We start from the raw sequence: 20,566 nt of genomic DNA on the forward strand, positions 1-20,566 counted from the left end.
AAAACAATGCTGGAGTTTGCAGTCCCTAATTAAGGTGATTTATGAATAATTTAAATAATGCAAAAAAAGATAATTTTTCACGGAAGACCATATTAGTAACAGGTGCAGCAGGTTTTATTGGCAGCAGATTGATCGTTGAACTTCTAAGAGAAGGTCATCAGGTGATTGCTGCACTACGCAATGCGGCAACTAAGAAAGACAAGCTATTAGGTTTCATTGCAACACAAGGGCTGACAGATCCATCTATTTCTTTTGTTGAATATGATTTAAGTCATGACTTTAAGTTGGACTCTCTACTAACGGATGCTCAAACAAAGATCCATGTTGTTTATCATCTTGCAGCATCATTTAATTGGGGCATTAGCAAAGCTGAAGCTCAGCGTACGAATGTAAAATCAGGACTTGCTCTGATTGAATGGGCTGCGACATTGAAGCAGCTTGAGCGATTTATCTGGATTGGTGGATATCGAGTCGCTACTCCACCGCAAGAGTCTGCTGATGATTTGTATTATAAATATGGTGGTTACGAAGCTTCGAAAATTTTAGGGCATCAGGCTTTTATTGAGACATGTAAGCGTTTAAATGTGCCATGGACCGCAATAAATCCGGCGACAGTCATTGATGGTTTTTATACTTATGGTGATATGCAATATATTGGTATTGCCGAAATGATTGATAAGTTATATCAAGGACGTCTGCTGGCGCTGCCTGGTGGGAGTGATACATTCCTACCACTCTGCAATATGCAATATATCGTGAGCTTTCTCATCCGAACGATATCTTTTCCTGAGACTATTGCTCAGGAGTATGTATTACTTGATCCTGCGACACCTAAATGTCATCGTCTAGTTAACCTAGCTGCCGAGCATTTAGGGGTTAGCGCACCACATTTGCAAATACCTAAAGTTCTGCTCGAGAAATTACCTGAGGCATTGCTTGGTGGCTCAAAAGAGCAGCTCGCTTTCATTTCTAATGAAAACTATCATGTCGCTGAGACAGAAAAGATAGCTGTTAAGATGGGTATCGCAGACCTAATCAATACTAGTCCTTATTTTTCTCGTTGGATTGATCGTCTGGTGCTTACACGTTTTGGTCGTATGCAAGCACCAACACCTAGCTGTTTCAGCTATCAGAATCGATATTGGACAGAAATCTACACTAAACAACCAGTTGGTTCAGGAAAATCTTCTGCATTGTTTTTACACGGCATTCCATTCGATAGCACATGTTGGTTCCCAATAATTAATAAAATCACCTATGATCAGGTCGCTATGATGGACCTACCTGGACTTGGGCGTTCAGGTAGTTATGAGGTGATGGAAGATAACAATCATCAGTTTATTGATAATGCTGCAAAGCTTTTAGCACCAAATAGTGTTGTTATTGCTCACTCGTTAGGATGTTTATTTGCATTGAGTCTTGCGCAGAAATATCCAAATAAAGTTGCACGTCTTATCCTTATATCGCCTTATTTCGTGCAGGCACAGGCCGCAAAAATATTTCAAATACAAACGATCTCTAATCTAATTTTCCGTTTTGTATCGAAAGATAAGATTGCTAAAAATCTGCATCCAGACGGGCAAAAAAATCTATCTGTTGGTTATGCGATGGATTCATTACGCCGGGTGTCGGTAGCCAAGCATATTAGTGGGTATATGCATCGTATTAGTTTGCCTCAGCAGAGAGTATCTCAAACAGCTTTGTTAAACGAGCTTGGTTCTAAAGTTGAAATCATTGTTGGAGAGAAGGACCCAATTGTTACTACAATAAGTCCTAATATTCCTGTACATATAATTGCTGGCGCAGGCCATAATCCGCACGTTACCCATGTAGAAGCGGTTTATGATTACCTCACACCAGTTCTAACCAAATATATTAGCACCACAGCACAGCTCAGTGATGTCTGATATTTCCAAAGTACAGGTGTATGTCTGCCCAGTTTCACGGGTGCCACAAAACCACTTAATATTGAGTCATTATCTCAGCTTTCTCAATACGGCAGAAAAGTTGAGATATGATCAATATCATCCTTATGCTGCACGTCTTTTCTTAATCTCTCGTGTCTTAACGAGGTCTGTTTTAGCAGATAAGTTGGGTATTTCACCCCATGAGATCAACATTCAATTACAACCTAACGGCAAACCTTTTGTACAAGGCAATAAAGCTGTTTATTTCAATCTTAGTCATTCAGCAGACGTTATTGTTCTTGCGGTGACTGAAGAAGGGGAAATAGGAGTCGATGTTGAACGGGTGGACCGTGAGTTCGATTGGATGCGTGTCGATAGCGTGTTAGCGCCAAGTGAAATTGAATGGATTCAGGAAAATGAAAGGATTGATCCATCCACTGTATATCAACGGTTTTTTCAAATATGGACCTTAAAAGAATCTTATATTAAATGTACTGGCGAAGGAATGAGTCGTCATTTAAAGAAGCTCAACTTTCATGTGTTAGCTGAACATATAGAGTTTCTCGATTCAACTCGTGATATTCAAAAGACAGAAGAATATTATTTCCAAAGCTATGTCTATGATCATAACTTTATCTTTTCAATCTGTTTACAGCAGCTTCTTGCCCAAGAAAGATTTGATCTGGATTGTTTTCAATTAGTACCATGTATATCTACGCATCGCATAACGCCAGTACCGTGCAAATATAACTAGATTAACTCGATACAATTAGTGGTTTAAAAATCTGAGTCTATTAATGAAACACTCGGGCTTGAGTCGAGCTATTCTCAAAATATGTTGTGAATCGATAGAACGTAAAATCATGGATCGATAAAAAGAAAAAAGCCCCAGTCTTTCGACTAGGGCCTTTTAAATTTGGAGCGGGAAACGAGACTCGAACTCGCGACCCCAACCTTGGCAAGGTTATGCTCTACCAACTGAGCTATTCCCGCGTGCCGCTTATAATACATTAAGCAAAACAAGGGTCAACAACTTTATGCAAATAATTATGCTGATTGCATAAAATAAAAACAGAAATGAGCATTTAGCGGTATTTTTATTGTTAAGTTGCCGAATAAATAGACATTTTGTTTGAAGTCAAAGCATACAAGAGCAACTTTTGTTTGTGTGTAGACAAGGTATACTAGGTTCAAATATACGAATAATCGTAAAAGGAAAAGCTATGAGCCTTGAACAACAGTTGATTGAACGGTTACAAACACTTGCACCTAGCCATTTGGAAGTGATCAATGAGTCTGCCGGGCACGGTGGTTATTTTCCAGGTAAGGAATCTCATTTTAAAGTGATTATAGTGAGCGACGAATTTAATGGATTGCGTTTAGTTCAACGTCATCAAAAAGTATACGCGTTAGCTTCTGATTTGATGAATCCGGGCCAAATTCATGCTTTAGCAATTCATGCTTATTTGCCAAGTGAGTGGCAAGGTCAAGCACCTGCTAGCCCAGAATGTGCACATGCACCTAAAAGCTAAGGGTTAATTTCATGGATGCACATTTACTCACTAAAATTATTCATATGACTGCGGTAGCTGCCGCACTTATGGTCTTTGTTTTACGCGCTTCAACTCTGTTTATAGGTGTTCAAGGTGAACAACCCAATCCAGCAGGGCGTAAAGTATTAGTTGCCTTACAACATTTGTCATTTACCGTGGTTTTCATTACGGGTGCAATTTTGTTAGTCATGAAAGACTTTCAGGTACAACCGTGGTTTTACGCTAAAATTATTCTATTTTTAGTGTTGTTATCTTCCCTGATGAAAGCCTTTAAAAAAGATGACACTCTTTTGTTGGCACAGCGTCGTGCAGGTTTAGTCATTAGTGCGATTGCATTTATTGCTATTATTATCTTAGTGATTATGAAACCTGTTTTTGCTTAATTGTTCTACATTCTTTGCCTTTTTGATTAAGCTCTAGGTTAAACTGCGTACAGTAAAATAATATGCAGAGGGAAACATGTTAACTCGTGTGGTGTTTAACCAAAAAGGCGGTGTAGGGAAATCAAGTATTACTGTAAATTTGGCTGCAATTAGTGCCAAACATGGCTTAAGAACATTGGTGATCGATCTTGATCCTCAAGCCAATTCTAGTCAGTATCTTTTAGGTGACGAAGCAACCTATTCTGCTGAAAAATCAATTTTAGAGCCAAATATCGAAAATTTCTTTGATGATGTGTTGGGCAACAATCAACAAAAGGGTTTAATCGGTAACGCATTAGGTTCAATTTTAAAAGCTCCAAGAAATAAAGATCTCGACAGTTTTGTTCATTCAACTCCTTTTGCAAAATTAGATGTGCTTCCAGCAAGCCCTACACTTGGCGCGCTTGAACATGCGCTTGAAAGTAAACATAAAATTTATAAATTACGTGATTCGGTTCAAAACTTAGTTGGGCGATATGACCGTATCTATATAGACACACCACCAGCATTTAACTTTTTTACTCTTTCTGCTCTGATTGCGGCAGATAAAGTACTTATTCCTTTCGACTGTGATGTTTTTTCAAAGCGTGCGTTACAAACATTGATTGAAAATGTTCTCGAAACGCAAGATGATCATAATGATCGCTTGGAAATTGAAGGAATTGTGGTGAATCAATTCCAATCCCAAGCAAAATTACCTCGGGAAGTGGTTCAGCAGTTAAAAGATGAAGGGTTGCCTGTACTCAATAGCATGTTACCGCCTTCGATTTTGATGAAAGAATCGCATCAGAAAAATTTACCTTTGGCCCATTTGGCACCCGAACATAAATTGACTCAAGCTTATGAGACATTGTTTGGTGAGATTGAGCCAAAACGATAAGAGAAAAATGATGAAAGGCTTATATATTGCGCCTTTGGTGGCAGCCACTTTACTCCTTGGCGCTTGTGCTACAACGGTAAAACCGACTTATGTGTCTCCGACACAATATCAATCTTTGAGCTGTCAACAGCTTCAAAGTGAATATAACCGTATTCAGCAATATATCGACAATGGCGTGCAAACTCCAAAAAGTACAGGTATGGGTGTTGGTCTTGGACTCGGTGGTGGCTGGGGACGAGGTGGTTGGGGATTCGGTCCATCTATTTCTGTAAATATGGGACAGTCTTCTTCAACGAAAAATACCGAACTTTCACGTGTTTTAGGCCAACAAGAAGCAATTGTTCAGGCTGCTCAGTTCAAGAATTGTCCAATAATTGTTCGTAAAAAGGCCAATTAATAGTCAGCTTTGCATCACAATATGCTAACTAAGGCATGTTGTGATGAATAAAGTTTAGCAAAATGTTTCATAATAAAATTAATATAAATAAGTGGTTTATCAATTTTTAAGCTTCCAAAATTCTGTATTTTCTGTAATCAAAAAGCCTTATAAACTTGCTATATTTTGCCTGTTTCGTTTAAGGTGGCCCCATCTTGGATATTATGGAAACTTTATGATTGAGAGTTGGTTTTTTGTATTGGCAATGTTGGCTGTTTTGCTCATTCCTGGGCCGACAAATGCTTTACTTGCAACCGCTGCTCATTCTCAAGGTTTATCTAAAGCATTTTGGCTTATTCCTATGGAATGGTTAGGCTATGCCTACGGTATTAGCTTTTGGGCTGTGTTTATTCATTTGGCAGCACCAGTTTGGCCTGCGTTATTGCTCATTTTACATATTACAAGTGTGGCGTATGTGTTCTGGATGGCATTCCGATTATGGAAAACCACCCATTTACAACAATTTAGTCAAACTCACCGTAACATTCGCCCACGTCAATTATTCTTCTCAACCTTAAAAAATCCGAAATCTTTACTTTTTGCTGCAGGTATTTTCCCTGCCGAAACATGGAATTCGCCTGAAAATTGTCTAATGGTATTTGGTGTTTTTACATTGACGCTCATTCCAGCTGCGAGTTTCTGGATGATTTTTGGACGTGCACTATTAACGGGTCCAGTACAAAAAATAAAAGCCGATCATTTATATAAAGGATCGGCTATGTTGCTTATTTTATGTATGCTTCCAGTGGTATTCCGTTTCTTCTAAATTAAGCCTTAAGCATTGGTTTTACGGCTTTTTAGCTTTTCACGTATAAAGCCGATGATGCCCGGTAAAACACTAATAATAATGATGCCAAAAATAAGATGAGTGAAGTTATCTTTAACGATTGGCATATTTCCAAATAGATAGCCCAACGCCACAAAAGAAGCGACCCAACAAAATGCCCCAATCACATTATAAGTTAAGAAAAACTTATAGTTCATGCTGCCAGCGCCAGCAACAAAAGGTGCAAAGGTGCGGGCAAATGGAATGAAACGGGCAAAAATAATCGTCTTGCCACCATGACGAGCAAAGAATTCTTGAGTTTTAATTAAATGCTGCTTATTAATGAATCGTGAATTCATTTCAAATACACGTGGACCGATAAAACGACCAATATGGTAGTTCACTGTATCGCCTAAAACGGCAGCAATGAAGAGTAGAGCACCCAATAACCATGGATCCATCGCGCCTGTAGATGCTGCTAAAGCACCAGCTGCAAATAGTAGACTATCTCCCGGTAAAAACGGCATAACCACTAAACCGGTTTCGACAAAGATAATTAAAAATAAAATGCCATAAATCCACGTCCCGTAATTTGTAATAAACTCGGCGAGATGTTGATCAACGTGTAGAATAAAATCAAGAAGTTCCATGAGATGATTAAGTGGTAAACCGTGCTCAAATCCTAGCAGTGACCCTATAGAAAGTCAGTATAAAACATCAAAAATATACAAATTGATCATCCTGTTTGTGCAACGATATATATGGATTTTGAGTATTTAATTATCAATGTCCCAAACCTAGAATGAGCTCATCAATAAATAAGCATTTAAATAAAGGTGGCAAAATGTTTAATCCAAATGTAGTGGTCAAAAATATCGTAACGCAATCAGGCGCGGACAGTTTTATTAGCCTTATTGCTCGTCTTCTTATGGCTTATATCTTCCTTGTTGCTGGTTGGGGGAAAATTACCGGTTATGCAGCAACTGCAGGATATATGGAAGCAATGGGTGTACCAGGTGGAATTCTTCCTTTAGTTATCTTGGTTGAGTTTGGTGGTGGTTTAGCCTTGTTATTTGGTTTCCAAGCACGCTTTGCAGCTTTCGGTCTTGGTATCTTCAGTATTTTAACTGCATTCTTGTTCCACCAAGGTGGGGCTGATGCAGCGGCACAATACAATAATGGCATCCATTTTATGAAAAACTTAGCAATGGCAGGCGGTTTATTCTTCCTGATGCTTCATGGTGCTGGCCGTATTAGTCTGGATCATGCAATCGAGAAATAATATTCAAGACAAAATAAAAAACCGGATGAGCAATTCATCCGGTTTTTTATTTCTTTATTTTAAAAATTAAAGCATAAATTGGATTTGCAATTCCCCAACCACGAAACCAAGAACTGCGCCGACTGCAATCAAGGCCCACTCATCTTCTTTAAATGCAGGACGTAACATCCCTTCAAATTCAGAAGGTGTTAATTTTTGCATACGCTCAATGAGTGTGCTACGAATATTCATCGCATCTTCTGCATAAGACTCTACATATTTCATCGTCTCTGGAAGCTGTTGCATAATACGTTCAGCAACTTGTGATTTCATATTCTGATATTTTTCTCCGCCAATTGCATATACAACTAAAGGACGAATAACCCCAGCTTGCATGTCAATTTCTTGTTTGACATGGCGGTTAACCAGATCAATAACACGCGCAGAATGTGTACCCGAAAATAACTCTTCCATCATGTGACGTGAAGTTAAAAGCTGTTTAGAAATTAAAGCTGCATAGTCAGCTGCAACTTCATTTTGACGTTTAATAAACAGACCTTGCCATGTGTAACCCAATATCTTTTTAGGATAAAGTGGTCTAAACATCATTTGCAGTGCAATCCAGTCACTGAAGAAACCCACAAAACCACCAAACAAAGGTAGCATCCAAGGATATTTTCCTTGAGTGACAATCCAGCACAGCATCTGAATCACACCGATGCCGAAGCCAAATACGAAACCTACATTACTGAAAAATTTAAATTCTTGTTTCCCTACACGTTTAAAAATATTGTTGAGTAAACGTTTATCTTTAAGCAAGTTGCTGATAACAAGATGTTTAATATCAAAGTATCGATTCACATCACGCTGTACTTCGCTCATGATGTGTTCAACGATTTCTGGTGCTTTGGATTGCACACGACGGATGAGTCTTTGGCGAGCAAATTCTGGCATACCTTCCCATAAACCAGGCTGATACTCTTGAGCAACGTCACGGGTAATATCTTCAGCCGCTGCAAGTAGAGGTTTTTCTATTTCTTTGGCAATACGTTTAGGATCTAGGCGTGCAAAAATTTCTTCAGGTTTAATCAGCTTTGCTGTCATGAGCTCAACAGCAATGGTTGCCATTTTCTCGGCTTTGCGAGGCACGATGCCTTGCCAACCCAAAAATGGTTTAATACCTTTAAATTCAAGTGGTGAAAACATCATCTGGATGGCAACCACCTTGGTGATATAGCCAATTAAACCACTCATAAAAGGAATAGAGACATACAACCAAAAATGTTGCTGGAAATCTGCAATCATAGTTTGAAGCATTGTTGTTCCTTAGATTTCTATTGATTTTGATAGGGGGCAACAAGCCATAAAAATGGATAATTGTTTAAGCACAGACAAATATCGCTTATGGTATTTACCTTTCCATGGTAATGCCTGTTTTATCGGCTCATCTTAACATCAAATTCAAGGCGATGTTGCATAGAATGTGATGAATTTATCAATACACATGGAGTTTTTAAGCGTAACCCATACATTTGATAAATATAAGTAAATTTTGATTTATATCAAACAATCCAATTATAGAAATGATTCTGATATGAAAAAAATAAGATATATGATGATTTGCGGTGCGCCGAAGCGCGAAAAATGTTAAAATGGCGCGCTTAATTCTTTTGCCATTTAGTGGTTTGTCATGACTACCAATACTCAAATTACTGAAGATCGTATCCTGATTCTGGATTTCGGCTCTCAATATAGTCAGCTCATTGCACGTCGTGTACGTGAAGCTGGTGTTTACTCTGAAATGTATGCTTTTGATATGTCTGAAGAAGACATTCGCGCTTTTAAGCCAAATGGCATTATTTTGTCAGGTGGACCTGAGAGCGTACATGAAGAAGGCAGCCCTCGCGCACCACAAGTAGTGTTTGAGTTAGGCGTTCCAGTATTGGGTATTTGCTATGGCTTGCAAACCATGTCTGAACAGTTAGGCGGTAAAGTTGAGCCGGGTACTGTACATGAGTTTGGTTATGCCGAAGTTGATATCGTTAAACGCGACCAACTGATTGGTAACTTACAAGACCGTGAAAACCAACTTCATGTTTGGATGAGTCATGGTGACAAAGTTAGCCAGATTCCAGAAGGCTTTACCATTACTGCAAGCACACCAAGCTGTCCAGTTGCTGCTGTAAGTGACGAAGCGCGTCGTTTCTATGGCGTGCAATTCCACCCAGAAGTAACACACACGGCAAAAGGTGAAGAGTTACTTGCAAACTTCGTTCATAAAATTTGTGGATGTGGCGGTCTTTGGACGCCTGAACACATCATTGATTTACGTGTAGAACAATTACGTGAACAAATCGGTAATGAAAAGGTTCTTTTAGGTCTTTCTGGTGGTGTTGACTCATCTGTAGTTGCTGCGCTTTTACACAAAGCAATTGGCGACCAGTTAACATGCGTATTCGTTGATAATGGTTTACTTCGTTTAAACGAAGGCGATCAAGTGATGCAAATGTTTGCTGAAAACATGGGTATCCGTGTTATTCGTGCAGATGCTGAACAGCGTTTCTTAACTGCATTGGCTGGTGAAGTTGATCCAGAGAAAAAACGTAAAATCATTGGCCGTGAATTCATTGAGGTATTTGCTGAAGAAGCACGTAAACTTGATGGCGTGAAATTCTTGGCACAAGGTACGATTTACCCAGACGTAATCGAATCTGCTGCAAGCAAACAAGGTAAAGCACACGTAATTAAATCACACCACAACGTGGGTGGTTTACCAGAAGATTTAGCATTTGAATTGGTAGAACCTTTACGCGACTTGTTCAAAGACGAAGTTCGTAAATTAGGTACTACACTTGGCTTGCCACATAGCATGATTTACCGCCATCCATTCCCGGGCCCTGGTTTAGGTGTTCGTATTTTGGGTGAAGTGAAGAAGGAATATGCTGATATTCTTCGTCTTGCTGATGACATCTTCATGCAAGAGCTTCGTGACAGCGGTTGGTATGATAAAACTGCTCAAGCATTTGCTGTGTTCCAACCAGTTAAGTCAGTTGGCGTAGTAGGTGACGGTCGTCGTTATGCATGGGTAATTGCGCTTCGTGCAGTTGAAACAGTTGACTTTATGACAGCTCGTTTTGCACATTTGCCATACGAATTAGTTGATAAAATCTCAACGCGTATTATGAATGAAATTAAAGATGTATCACGTGTTGTATACGACGTGTCATCTAAACCACCAGCAACGATTGAGTGGGAATAATTAAATGAAAAGGCAGGATTTAATCCTGCCTTTTTTATATCTGTTTCTTCCGAAGGAGGTGAGAGATGCCTGATTTAATTCAGTTAGAATATTTACAAGAAAAATTACAGCAACTTTTAGCGGAATCATTATTTGCAATTTATCTTTATGGTTCAGCTGTTGACGGTGGTTTAGGGCCAGAAAGTGATCTTGATGTACTGGTCGTGGTCACTCAACCATTAACTTTTGCTTTACGTGAGCAGCTTGCACAAGAATTACTAAAAATTTCACAGCCTGTCGGGGAATTACAAAGGCCATTAGAAGTTACTATTTTATTAAAAGATGAGATTCAGTCTGGAATTTATCCTTTAAGTTATGAAATGCAATTTGGTGAATGGCTGCGTGAAGAGCTTAAAGAAGGTAGAACATTGAGCTCACAGAAAGACCCAGATATTAGTATATTGCTTAGAAAAGCGAGATCTCATCATACAGTTTTATTTGGGCCAGCTTTAAACCATTGGGCACCTGAAATTTCTGATCAAGAACTATGGCAAGCAATGTCTGACACTTATCCCGAAATTGTAGCGCATTGGGATGAGGATGCAGATGAAAGAAACCAGATTTTAGCTTTATGCCGGATCTATTTTAGTTTAGTGATGAAGGATATTGCTTCAAAAGACAATGCTGCACGATGGGTTATGTCTCAGCTTCCTGATGAGCAGAAATTCGTATTGCAGCGACTTATAAAGGAATATAGAGGGGAAATCGGCAAACAAAATTGGCAAGAGGATCATTATACTTTGCAGCCTATTGTCAATTTTTTGAGTTCAAAAATTGAAGAGCAGTTTGAGCAGAAAAGAAATCTGATCACATAATAATTTTTTGATTCTGGCTTTATTTACCGACTTTGCTAAGCATGTGGCTATATAAGAGTGCTTAAGCACTCTTTTTTATTACTTAGATTTTAAAGCTAAAAATTAATTTTGATAACTATCAAAGCAATAGATCAACTCTTATTACTTTACTTGATCAAAGATATATTAAGATATATCTTAATAATTATAAATTGATCATTTTGGATCTTAAAAGATGAAACAACAATCAGAACAGCATCATGCTGAACATCATCGTTCGGGACGCCGTGGAAGACTTTTTGAAGCTGGACGCATGAAACTTTTGGTACTTCATCTCATTCAGCAAAACCCAAAGCATGGTTATGAAATCATTAAAGAAATAAGTGATTTGGTAGGCGATGGCTATACGCCAAGCGCAGGAACAATTTATCCAACATTAACCAGTCTTGAAGAAATGAATTTGATTAATTTGCTGGATATAGAGCGTAAGCAATATCAAATCACGGAATTGGGGAAAGCTTACTTAGCTGAACAACAAGACAAGTTGAAAGAGTTATTAGAAAAACTACGTTTAAGACGAGAAATCCACAGTAATGATGAATTAATCGAAATTCATCGTGCCATGGAAAACCTAAAAACAGCCTTACGGTTGAAGTTGAACTCGGCAGGTTTACAGCAAGAGCAGATTTATCAAATTGCCGAAAAAATTGATCAGGCTGCTGTTGCGATTGGGCGCCTATAAGTCGACCTTAAACAAGTTGAAATTCTTCAAAGTTATTAATTTTAAGAGAGAATTTATATATGAAACAACATCAATATCATTTCACGGTACAACACTTAAAAAATGCAAAAGGAGAAGCTTCAACTTATACTGAACGCCTTGAATTCTATGCGGGAAATCATGACGATATTTTTGAAATTGTTGAACGCTTAAAAAAAGCAGATTTTTTTGATGATGAAACTACAAAATCTTTTGGTGTTGGCTTAAAGTTATTTAGTGAAGTCATGTTAGAAAATCGAGACCATCCACTATTTCAAGAGTTTCTCCCGCAATTTGGTCAATTTATGAAAAACCTAAAACAGCTCGTTAAAACTAAATCAACTTAAGCTGCTCAGTGCAGCTTTTATTTTTCTATAATTAAAAAATGGATTGTCTCATTCATGGCACCCTGTGTATTACTAAAAGACTATATTGAATAATGAGTGTATTGTTAAGATCATTACAACGACTCATTGCAAAAGCATAGGTAAAAGAGAGTAATATCATGAGCAATAATAATGATTACGATATTTCTGATTCAAAGGATTGCGAAAAATTTGCCAATCAGTTTATTCAGGAATTTCCAATTCGCTCTGCTGAAATTGGACAGGGGACAGTCATTAAGCGGGCTTTACCTAGCCGACAAAAACGAATGATTGGTGCTTGGTGTTTCCTAGATCATGCGGGCCCAGTAACTTTTCCGGCGGGTGATGGTTTAGATGTTGGTCCTCATCCTCATATTGGTTTGCAAACCTTCACGTGGATGATTGAAGGGACCATGATGCATACCGATAGTCTAGGCTCAAAACAACTGATTCGACCTAAACAAGTTAATTTAATGACGGCAGGTCACGGAATTTCACATACAGAAGTTGCACCTGATACAGAAACTCAAATGCACGCTGCTCAGCTCTGGATTGCCTTACCAGATGCTAAGCGCAACATGGATCCGAAATTTGAATATTATCCTGAACTGCCTGTTGTTGAGAAAGACGGTCTAGAGTTTACCGTGCTTGTGGGTGAATATTTGGCAACTACTTCTCCAGTAGTTGTACATACGCCGTTAGTGGGTGTTGACCTCATTGCTACCGGAGATACGAAAACCCGCATTCCATTAAATCCTAATTATGAATATGGTTTTATGGCGCTTGAGGGTAGTGCTCATGTAAATGGTCATGAACTCACTGCTGACAACATGGTGGTATTAGATACGGGTCTTAGTGAAATTGAGATTGAAGTAAAAAAAGGCAACCGTATTCTTTTGATTGGCGGTGAACCGTTTGAAACACCAATTTTGCTATGGTGGAACTTTGTTGCACGTACAATGGATGATTTAAAAGAAGCCCGTGAGCAATGGATTAACCATGATGCACGTTTTGGTGAAATTCCAGATTATGTTGGTGCACGTTTAGAAGCCCCTGTTCTTCCAGATCAAATGAGAGCATCAAAATGACAGCAGTAATCGCAAGCAGTAAAGCCAAGCCCCTTGCTGAACAATGGAAGGGCGAAATCACCAGTGGTCGTCACCAATATTTTTGTGATGAGCCAGAAAAGTTAGAAGGGCAAGATCAAGGCCCAGCGCCATATGATTTGCTCACTGGAAGTTTAGCCGCGTGTACGCTCATTACTTTAAGAATGTACGCAAAGCATAAGGGTTATGATTTTGGTGAGTTTTCGGTTGAAATCGATTTTCATACCAATAGAGAACATGAAGAACATATAGAACGTCGTATTGTTTTTAAAGACTTGCCAAACGAAGAGCTTCAACAAAAAATCTTAGCGGTATGCGGTAAAACCCCAGTCACTAAAACTTTGTTACGTAGTTTAGACATTCATACTGTGCTTGTTACAGTGTAAAAATGCTATTTTGTTGAGGTGGATGATTTTATATCCATCCCACAAATGGAATAAAACAGCATGTTCACATGCTGTTTTTTATGTAAAAAAGAAAAATAAAAGCAGGCAATAACATGATTAGTGTACACCACCTGGAATGTTCGCGATCGTTTCGAATTCTATGGGCTTTAGAAGAGTTGGGCTTAGATTATGATATTCATTATTATCAACGTCTACCTAACTATTCCGCTCCAGAAACATTGAAATGTATTCATCCTTTAGGTAAAGCTCCGATTTTGACTGATGATGAACAAGTCATCGCAGAATCTGCTGTGATTTTAGAATATTTACAGCAGCGTTATGATCAGAAGCAACAATTTAAACCTACAGAGCCACAAGATTTACAGCAGTATATTTACTGGATGCACTATGCAGAAGGTTCACTTATGCCGTTATTAGTTATGACTTTGGTCATGAATAGTGTAAACAAGCATGTGCCATGGTTAATTCAGCCAGTAGCTAAAAAAATCACGGAAGGGGTGAAGGCAAATTTTGTTCGCCCACGTATGAAAGATCATATTAGTTTTTTAGAAAACTATTTGGCAGAGCATGAATATTTTGCAGGTGATTTTTCATTCGCTGATATTCAAATGAGCTTTCCTTTGGAAGCTTTACAATCTCGCTTACAGGGTAAATACCCTCATATTCAAGCGTTTTTACACCGTATTCAGCAAAGACCTGCGTTTCAAAAAGCGAGACAAAAGGGAATTGGTTCTAATGAAAGCAATTGTGCTGATATCTAAAAGAAAAGGAACAAATATTTGTTCCTTTTTATTTTCATTTTACTTGCGTTTGATCACGATTGAGTCAATACCACTGTGTTGTAAGGTCTGCTGAGCAGCCAAGGCAGCGTCTTGAGTATCATACGGTCCCGAAATAACGCGATACCATGTTTGTCCGTTTTCAGTACTTTTGACTACGTCCGCAGATAAGCCATTTAAAATGATTTCTGCACGGCGGGCATCAGCCTGATCAGGATCGTTATAACTACGAACTTGTAAAATATATGTAGGTTGCTGAGGAGTTGTAGCTGACTGATTCGGGTCAATTCCTACACTTTCAGAGGCCGCTGGTTGAGTGGTACTTGGTGCCTCAACGATCATAGCAGTGCCTTGATTTTTGCTTTCAGGGATCGCTTGTTCAGGAATAGGGGTAACCTGTTGTTGAGGCAATAGGTCGTAGAAGCGATAGTCTTTATTAGTATCTTCTTCTTGATAATGTTCAGAAGTAATCTGATTTTTCGCAGGAACAGGTTGCCAAGGTTTCCAAAGCATAAGCATTACAGCGATACATAAGACCGCCAAAATAGCGACAAGTGTCCCTAACCATTTGGGAATTAGGGGCTTTTTAGGCTTATTAGGTCTTTCAGATACACCGCGTTGCGTTTTGCCAAACACGTGGATTATTCCTCTGTATTTTGATTGTTTTTTAATTCGAGTTTGAGTCTCGTCTTACGATGCTAAAAACAGTGGTTTGTATTGATATTTTAGCTATACAAACCACCGCTTACTATATATTGCATGACCTTTAATTTGCTGTCATGCAATATATTTATTACATAGATTCTGGTGCAGATACACCAAGTAATTCTAAACCATTACGAAGCACTTGTTGTACATTGATTGAAAGCAATAAACGGGCTTGTGTAAGCTCTGCATCATCGCTTAATACTTTATGTTCATTGTACCAACCATGGAACAGGGCAGCTAACTCTTTTAAGTAGTTACCAACCTGATGAGGTTCATATGCATTTGCAGCACGTAATACCGCGTCTGGGTATGCTGCCAGTTTAGCAAGAATCTCAGTTTCTGCATCAAGAGACAAGCGAGCTGCATGTGGACGAGCAGCGTTTACATCGAATTGTAAGTCTGTGCTTACTGCTTTTTCTAACATACGACAAATACGTGCGTGTGCATATTGAATATAGTACACAGCATTGTCTTTACTTTGTGAAACAGCAAGGTCAAGGTCAAAGTCGATGTGTTGTTCACTCTTACGCATTACGTAGTAGAAACGAGCTGCGTCATTGCCCACTTCTTTACGTAAGTCACGTAAAGTCACGAATTGACCTGAACGAGAAGACATTTGAACCATCTCGCCGCCACGCCATAAACTTACGAACTGAACTAAAAGAACAGTCAATTTCTTAGAGTCGTAACCCATTGCATCAATCGCCGCTTTTACGCGAGAAATATAGCCATGATGGTCAGAACCCCAAATATCGATTAGGTCTGTATAACCACGTTGTAGTTTATTTAAGTGGTATGCAATGTCAGATGCAAAGTAAGTCGTTTGGCCATTACGACGCTTAACAACACGGTCTTTTTCATCACCAAATTCAGTCGACTTGAACCAGATGTTGCCATCTTTTTCATAAAGGAAGCCACGTTGATCAAGTGTTTCTAAAGCTTCATCAATTTTTGCACTAAGAGATGCTTCACTAAACCATTGGTTGAACGTTACACCAAAGTCAGCAAGGTCATCTTTAATGTCATCTAAAATGGCATGAAGAGCAGCTTGGTGGAATACGCGGTAACCTTCACCCAACAATTGTTGTGAGTTGGCAATAAGGCCATCAATATGCTTTTCTTTATCACCAGATAACACAACTTTGTTGCCTTCGCTATCTAGCTCTTCAGCATATTGCACATCTTCTGGTACATCTTTATAAACATTCGCAACTTCACGAACGTAAGCGTCGCCATCTTTATCAATAATGCCTTGTGCGATTTCTTTAACGTAATCGCCTTGATATGCATTTTTAGGGAATACAAGATTTTGTCCAAGTAGTTCCAAATAACGTAAATAAGTAGAAGTCGCCAAAATATCCATTTGACGGCCAGCATCATTCACGTAGTACTCACGGTCAACTTTAGCACCCGTTGCTTCAAGTAAATTAGCAACAGTCATACCGTATGCCGCACCACGTCCATGACCTACGTGTAGGCTAGACGTAGGGTTTGCAGAAACAAATTCAACTTGAATCTTTTTCGCTGCATTTGCTTGGCTACGACCAAAAATTTCTTTTTGTGCTTGAATTTGATCAAGAATAGCAAAACGCTGGTCTGCATTTAAAAAGAAGTTAATAAATCCGGGTCCTGCGATTTCAGCTTTACTGATGTCTGCCACTTCTGGTAATGCAGCGAGAACTTTCTCAGCTAAATCACGTGGTTTCATACCAGCAGCTTTCGAGCCGATCATGGCAATATTAGAAGCAAAGTCGCCATGGCTTCGGTCTTTGGTGCGTGTTAAGTTGCTTGTGTTTTTCCAGTCGGAAGGAAGCACCCCTTCTTGTTGAAGAGTTTGCACTGCATGGTCGAGAGCTGCTTGTATTGCCGTATTCATATCAATCGAAAATAGATGTCGCAGAAAAACGTCAAATATAGCAAATTTCCGATGACTTAGGGGAGGGGATTTAATATTCCAATAATTCTTTATGCAAATTACTGATGATTATTTTTTAAATGAATGTCGGTTGATGAATCGCCTTACTATTCTGAAAATAATGAATTACAAGCCTTTTGGGCAGTTTTTGTGAGTAAATTACGTGTTTAATTTAATATTATTTCCTGAGGAAATACCTGTTGCCGCTAAATCATATAATTATGGCTTTTAAAGTTGAGAAAATAAAAGAAATTTTTAAAATCATAAAAATATTAAGATACTGATTTTTATTATTTATTTTTAAACATGTTTTAACTAAATAGTGTTTAATTTTAACATCACGGTTTAAAATATCTATTTTGATCGAATTAGGCTTAAGCTTATACGTACAAAGAGTTTTAGAGACCATACAAAACGTGTTTTTCTCTACTCTAAGCTGGAAAATGAGATAGGCAATGATATCAGGACACCCAAGTAAACATCCCCTTTATATTCCATATGCAGGTTTTACACTTTTAGAGTTACCACTCTTAAATAAAGGTTCGGCTTTCACTGAAGAAGAAAGAAGTAACTTTAACTTACACGGTTTACTCCCCCATATTATTGAAACTATTGAAGAGCAGAGCCAGCGCTCTTATCAGCAATATTGCGCTTTTACTGATGATATCAATCGACATATCTATTTGCGTAATATCCAAGATACCAACGAAACCTTGTTCTATCATTTAATCGAAAATCATCTTGAAGAAATGATGCCGATTATTTATACCCCAACAGTGGGTGAAGCATGTCAGCGTTTCTCCGATATCTATCGTCGTCATCGTGGTGTTTTTATTTCATATCCAGATCGTGATGTGATTGATGATATTTTGCAAAACGTAAATAAAAATAATGTAAAAGTGATCGTCATTACTGATGGAGAACGTATCCTAGGTCTTGGTGACCAAGGTATTGGCGGAATGGGGATTCCTATTGGAAAACTTTCGCTTTACACCGCTTGTGGTGGGATTAGTCCAGCTTATACATTACCAATCACAATTGATGTAGGGACGAACAATCCACAACTGTTAAATGATCCGATCTATATGGGTTGGCGTCAGCCACGTATTAGTGGCGATGAATATTACGCATTTGTCGATATGGTGATTGAGGCTGTAAAGCGTCGTTGGCCAAAAGCGTTAATTCAGTTTGAAGATTTCGCACAAAAAAATGCGATGCCACTTTTAGAAAAGTATCGAGATAAAATTTGTTGTTTTAACGATGATATTCAAGGAACAGCAGCGGTATCTGTAGGTAGTTTGATTGCTGCAAGTCGTGCAGCAGGCAAGCAATTAAAAGATCAAACAATTGCTTTCTTAGGCGCGGGCTCTGCGGGATGCGGTATTGCGGAACAAATTGTTGCACAAATGGTTGCTGAAGGTTTGACTGATTCTGAAGCCCGTGCACGCGTTTATATGGTGGATCGTTTTGGCTTGATTACCGAAAATCAGCCAAACTTATTGGACTTCCAACGCAAATTGGCGCAAAAAGCTGAGGTGGTTGATCAGTGGGGCAATATTGAAGAAGTGATTTCACTCCTTGATGTTGTTAAAAATGCGAAGCCTACAGTGTTAATAGGCGTTTCTGGTCAGCCAGGCTTGTTCACAGAAGAAATCATTAAGACCATGGCGGCGAATTGTGAACGCCCAATTGTCATGCCATTGTCTAACCCAACTTCACGTGTTGAAGCTGTGCCAGCAGATATTGTGGAGTGGACTGAAGGTAGAGCGTTAATTGCAACAGGTAGCCCTTTTGCTCCTGTCAACCATCACGGTAAGCTTTATAATATTTCTCAGTGTAATAACTCGTACATTTTTCCGGGCATTGGCTTGGGGGTAGTGGCATCGGGTGCTAAACGCGTTACTGAAAATATGTTAATGGCTTCAAGTAGTGCTTTAGCGAATTGCTCGCCATTACTAAAAGATCCGCAAGCTGATTTATTGCCACCTTTGGGTGAAATTCAGCAAGTCTCTAAGATTATTGCGTTTGAAGTTGCGAAAGCTGCCATGGCAGATGGCGTGGCTGTAACGATTAGTGATGACTTACTACAGCAAAAAATTGATCAATCATTCTGGAAACCTGAATACCGCAAATATAAACGTATTCCTTTCTAAGAATGGTAAGCTAAAAAGAGGAGCTTTATGCTCCTCTTTTTTTATTTTAGTCTTCTAAAACTTCTTCTAGTAATTCTTCACTTGGTGCAAAGTAATATGCGCCGTCTAGTGGTGTCACGAAATGCAATAGGCGATCATGGATACCATCTCCACTTGTACCGAACATACGTTTTAGCATGGCATCAATAATGTTCAGGTCCTTGGTGTAGGCAATGAAAAATAAACCCTGATCACCTCGGCCGTCACCATAAGGCAGACTATGGCGCAAGATTTCCATTTCTTCGCCTTCTTCATCTTCAACGACAGTACGGGCGACATGGGCATTTTCTGGTTTAACATCATCATCAAGTTCAATTGACTCAAGCTTAGTACGACCCATGACATTTTCTTGGGCATCAACTTTTAGTTTTTTCCATTTTTCTAAGTCGTGTGCATAACGCTGCGCGAAAATGAAACTACCATCTGCAAATACTCCAGCACTTTCTGGGAGTAGGGCTGTTTCTGCACGGTCATCTGGAAATTGAGGGTTTTCTGTACCGTCTATAAAGCCTGTAATATCTCGGCCATCAAAATAGCGGAAGCAAACGCGCTCATCAAGAACTTCAACTTTATCTTTAATACCTTCAAAAAATGCTTGGCTTAATGCAAAACAAATATCAGAACGCATACTAGCAATATGGATGAGGACATCAGCGGGAACGGCTGGCATGTTGAATGCGCCGTTTTCTGGTTCAAGTTGTTTAAAGCCAGCAGGAGATTGACTGTAAAGTTGCTTCCAAAGTTCTGGACCAAAAGCGACTGCTGTTTTAATTTGCGCGTCTGAATGCTGAGTAATGAGACGGTCGCGTGTTTCAAACAACGCTTCGAGTTGTTCTTTTAATTCATCAATTGATAAGTCTTTTAAACGAAGAACAATAAATCGGGCATGATCTGATGGCAACGGCAAAATGACAGATTGAGCAGTCATTGGAAGGTATCTCCTCAATTATAATTTAGTATGAGCTTTAATTATTGTGCCTGATGCGAAGAGCGGTTAGTAGTCTATTTCTTGATTTT

21 protein-coding genes and 1 tRNA gene are annotated in these 20,566 nt (G+C 38.9%); 16 read left to right on the top strand and 6 right to left on the bottom strand.

The features are described from left to right. Positions 1-41 precede the first annotated feature (41 nt). Both RMB06_RS07700 and RMB06_RS07705 read left to right on the top strand, forming a co-directional pair. Positions 42-1,907, top strand: coding sequence for an alpha/beta fold hydrolase (locus RMB06_RS07700; RefSeq protein WP_311079011.1), 1,866 nt, complete (start codon positions 42-44; stop codon positions 1,905-1,907). Beyond that, the gene (locus tag RMB06_RS07705; RefSeq protein ID WP_311079012.1) at positions 1,900-2,661 is read left to right on the top strand and encodes a 4'-phosphopantetheinyl transferase superfamily protein; all 762 of its coding nucleotides are present in this window, start codon (positions 1,900-1,902) and stop codon (positions 2,659-2,661) included. Before RMB06_RS07700 ends, RMB06_RS07705 begins: the two co-directional genes overlap by 8 nt. A gap of 163 nt (positions 2,662-2,824) precedes the next feature. Here the strand turns inward: RMB06_RS07705 and RMB06_RS07710 are convergent. Next, a tRNA-Gly gene (locus RMB06_RS07710) sits at positions 2,825-2,900 on the bottom strand. A 230-nt stretch (positions 2,901-3,130) separates the two neighbouring features. On the opposite strand from RMB06_RS07710, the gene RMB06_RS07715 reads away from it, so the two are divergent. The 5 genes from RMB06_RS07715 (at position 3,131) to RMB06_RS07735 (ending at position 5,964) form a co-directional block, all read left to right on the top strand. After that, complete coding sequence (locus RMB06_RS07715) at positions 3,131-3,439, top strand: BolA family transcriptional regulator (protein ID WP_002114074.1); 309 nt, start codon at positions 3,131-3,133, stop codon at positions 3,437-3,439. A gap of 11 nt (positions 3,440-3,450) precedes the next feature. Then, complete coding sequence (locus tag RMB06_RS07720) at positions 3,451-3,843, top strand: SirB2 family protein (RefSeq protein WP_002114085.1); 393 nt, start codon at positions 3,451-3,453, stop codon at positions 3,841-3,843. A gap of 76 nt (positions 3,844-3,919) precedes the next feature. After that, on the top strand, positions 3,920-4,762 hold the full coding sequence (locus tag RMB06_RS07725) for a ParA family protein (protein WP_311079013.1): 843 nt from the start codon (positions 3,920-3,922) through the stop codon (positions 4,760-4,762). A 10-nt stretch (positions 4,763-4,772) separates the two neighbouring features. After that, positions 4,773-5,159 (top strand): hypothetical protein, encoded by a 387-nt coding sequence (locus RMB06_RS07730; protein ID WP_005071968.1) that lies wholly within the window; start codon positions 4,773-4,775, stop codon positions 5,157-5,159. Positions 5,160-5,373: 214 nt separating this feature from the next. Further along, positions 5,374-5,964 carry a LysE family translocator gene (locus RMB06_RS07735; protein ID WP_017399730.1) on the top strand — a complete coding sequence of 197 codons (591 nt, stop codon included), beginning with the start codon at positions 5,374-5,376 and terminating at the stop codon, positions 5,962-5,964. Positions 5,965-5,972: 8 nt separating this feature from the next. Here the strand turns inward: RMB06_RS07735 and RMB06_RS07740 are convergent, their stop codons facing one another. Continuing rightward, positions 5,973-6,614 carry a DedA family protein gene (locus RMB06_RS07740; protein ID WP_068929854.1) on the bottom strand — a complete coding sequence of 214 codons (642 nt, stop codon included), beginning with the start codon at positions 6,612-6,614 and terminating at the stop codon, positions 5,973-5,975. A gap of 194 nt (positions 6,615-6,808) precedes the next feature. Between RMB06_RS07740 and RMB06_RS07745 the strand changes: the two genes are divergently transcribed. Then, the gene (locus tag RMB06_RS07745; RefSeq protein ID WP_002114126.1) at positions 6,809-7,246 is read left to right on the top strand and encodes a DoxX family protein; all 438 of its coding nucleotides are present in this window, start codon (positions 6,809-6,811) and stop codon (positions 7,244-7,246) included. A 66-nt stretch (positions 7,247-7,312) separates the two neighbouring features. Here the strand turns inward: RMB06_RS07745 and RMB06_RS07750 are convergent, their stop codons facing one another. Then, entirely contained in the window at positions 7,313-8,530 is a 1,218-nt protein-coding gene (locus RMB06_RS07750; RefSeq protein WP_014208114.1) for a DUF445 domain-containing protein, read from the bottom strand. A gap of 385 nt (positions 8,531-8,915) precedes the next feature. Here RMB06_RS07750 and guaA point away from each other — a divergent pair, with 385 nt between their 5' ends. The 7 genes from guaA (at position 8,916) to RMB06_RS07785 (ending at position 14,716) form a co-directional block, all read left to right on the top strand. After that, positions 8,916-10,484, top strand: coding sequence for a glutamine-hydrolyzing GMP synthase (gene guaA / locus RMB06_RS07755; RefSeq protein WP_002114136.1), 1,569 nt, complete (start codon positions 8,916-8,918; stop codon positions 10,482-10,484). Between the two features lie 65 nt (positions 10,485-10,549). Next, positions 10,550-11,338, top strand: coding sequence for an ANT(3'')-II family aminoglycoside nucleotidyltransferase (locus RMB06_RS07760; protein WP_311079014.1), 789 nt, complete (start codon positions 10,550-10,552; stop codon positions 11,336-11,338). A gap of 214 nt (positions 11,339-11,552) precedes the next feature. After that, positions 11,553-12,059, top strand: a complete 507-nt coding sequence (locus tag RMB06_RS07765; RefSeq protein WP_311079015.1) for a PadR family transcriptional regulator — start codon at positions 11,553-11,555, stop codon at positions 12,057-12,059. Between the two features lie 59 nt (positions 12,060-12,118). Then, entirely contained in the window at positions 12,119-12,424 is a 306-nt protein-coding gene (locus tag RMB06_RS07770; protein ID WP_311079016.1) for a DUF3861 domain-containing protein, read from the top strand. 158 nt (positions 12,425-12,582) lie between these two features. Then, positions 12,583-13,530 (top strand): pirin family protein, encoded by a 948-nt coding sequence (locus RMB06_RS07775; protein ID WP_311079017.1) that lies wholly within the window; start codon positions 12,583-12,585, stop codon positions 13,528-13,530. Beyond that, the gene (locus tag RMB06_RS07780; RefSeq protein ID WP_014208118.1) at positions 13,527-13,934 is read left to right on the top strand and encodes an OsmC family protein; all 408 of its coding nucleotides are present in this window, start codon (positions 13,527-13,529) and stop codon (positions 13,932-13,934) included. Before RMB06_RS07775 ends, RMB06_RS07780 begins: the two co-directional genes overlap by 4 nt. A 113-nt stretch (positions 13,935-14,047) precedes the next feature. Next, positions 14,048-14,716, top strand: coding sequence for a glutathione S-transferase (locus tag RMB06_RS07785; RefSeq protein ID WP_311079018.1), 669 nt, complete (start codon positions 14,048-14,050; stop codon positions 14,714-14,716). A 39-nt stretch (positions 14,717-14,755) separates the two neighbouring features. On the opposite strand, the gene RMB06_RS07790 is transcribed toward RMB06_RS07785, so the two are convergent. Beyond that, complete coding sequence (locus RMB06_RS07790) at positions 14,756-15,370, bottom strand: SPOR domain-containing protein (protein WP_005804763.1); 615 nt, start codon at positions 15,368-15,370, stop codon at positions 14,756-14,758. Positions 15,371-15,527: 157 nt separating this feature from the next. Further along, positions 15,528-17,318, bottom strand: coding sequence for an arginine--tRNA ligase (gene argS / locus RMB06_RS07795; protein WP_017387379.1), 1,791 nt, complete (start codon positions 17,316-17,318; stop codon positions 15,528-15,530). A gap of 494 nt (positions 17,319-17,812) precedes the next feature. Between argS and RMB06_RS07800 the strand changes: the two genes are divergently transcribed. Next, the gene (locus RMB06_RS07800) at positions 17,813-19,510 is read left to right on the top strand and encodes an NAD-dependent malic enzyme (protein ID WP_119685802.1); all 1,698 of its coding nucleotides are present in this window, start codon (positions 17,813-17,815) and stop codon (positions 19,508-19,510) included. Positions 19,511-19,556: 46 nt separating this feature from the next. On the opposite strand, the gene RMB06_RS07805 is transcribed toward RMB06_RS07800, so the two are convergent. Then, positions 19,557-20,477, bottom strand: a complete 921-nt coding sequence (locus RMB06_RS07805) for a Dyp-type peroxidase (protein ID WP_057067749.1) — start codon at positions 20,475-20,477, stop codon at positions 19,557-19,559. Positions 20,478-20,566: the final 89 nt, after the last annotated feature.

This window comes from Acinetobacter sp. V104_13, assembly GCF_031798995.1.
Lineage (GTDB): Bacteria > Pseudomonadota > Gammaproteobacteria > Pseudomonadales > Moraxellaceae > Acinetobacter > Acinetobacter pittii.

Coding starts and splice junctions, on each gene's coding strand:
- RMB06_RS07770 (WP_311079016.1), top strand. CDS start 12,119: ATGAAACAACATCAATATCATTTCACGGTACAACACTTAAAAAATGCA.
- RMB06_RS07765 (WP_311079015.1), top strand. CDS start 11,553: ATGAAACAACAATCAGAACAGCATCATGCTGAACATCATCGTTCGGGA.
- RMB06_RS07775 (WP_311079017.1), top strand. CDS start 12,583: ATGAGCAATAATAATGATTACGATATTTCTGATTCAAAGGATTGCGAA.
- RMB06_RS07725 (WP_311079013.1), top strand. CDS start 3,920: ATGTTAACTCGTGTGGTGTTTAACCAAAAAGGCGGTGTAGGGAAATCA.
- RMB06_RS07735 (WP_017399730.1), top strand. CDS start 5,374: ATGATTGAGAGTTGGTTTTTTGTATTGGCAATGTTGGCTGTTTTGCTC.
- RMB06_RS07760 (WP_311079014.1), top strand. CDS start 10,550: ATGCCTGATTTAATTCAGTTAGAATATTTACAAGAAAAATTACAGCAA.
- argS (WP_017387379.1), bottom strand. CDS start 17,318: ATGAATACGGCAATACAAGCAGCTCTCGACCATGCAGTGCAAACTCTT.
- RMB06_RS07785 (WP_311079018.1), top strand. CDS start 14,048: ATGATTAGTGTACACCACCTGGAATGTTCGCGATCGTTTCGAATTCTA.
- RMB06_RS07700 (WP_311079011.1), top strand. CDS start 42: ATGAATAATTTAAATAATGCAAAAAAAGATAATTTTTCACGGAAGACC.
- guaA (WP_002114136.1), top strand. CDS start 8,916: ATGACTACCAATACTCAAATTACTGAAGATCGTATCCTGATTCTGGAT.
- RMB06_RS07750 (WP_014208114.1), bottom strand. CDS start 8,530: ATGATTGCAGATTTCCAGCAACATTTTTGGTTGTATGTCTCTATTCCT.
- RMB06_RS07715 (WP_002114074.1), top strand. CDS start 3,131: ATGAGCCTTGAACAACAGTTGATTGAACGGTTACAAACACTTGCACCT.
- RMB06_RS07780 (WP_014208118.1), top strand. CDS start 13,527: ATGACAGCAGTAATCGCAAGCAGTAAAGCCAAGCCCCTTGCTGAACAA.
- RMB06_RS07745 (WP_002114126.1), top strand. CDS start 6,809: ATGTTTAATCCAAATGTAGTGGTCAAAAATATCGTAACGCAATCAGGC.
- RMB06_RS07800 (WP_119685802.1), top strand. CDS start 17,813: ATGATATCAGGACACCCAAGTAAACATCCCCTTTATATTCCATATGCA.
- RMB06_RS07805 (WP_057067749.1), bottom strand. CDS start 20,477: ATGACTGCTCAATCTGTCATTTTGCCGTTGCCATCAGATCATGCCCGA.
- RMB06_RS07705 (WP_311079012.1), top strand. CDS start 1,900: ATGTCTGATATTTCCAAAGTACAGGTGTATGTCTGCCCAGTTTCACGG.
- RMB06_RS07730 (WP_005071968.1), top strand. CDS start 4,773: ATGAAAGGCTTATATATTGCGCCTTTGGTGGCAGCCACTTTACTCCTT.
- RMB06_RS07740 (WP_068929854.1), bottom strand. CDS start 6,614: ATGGAACTTCTTGATTTTATTCTACACGTTGATCAACATCTCGCCGAG.
- RMB06_RS07720 (WP_002114085.1), top strand. CDS start 3,451: ATGGATGCACATTTACTCACTAAAATTATTCATATGACTGCGGTAGCT.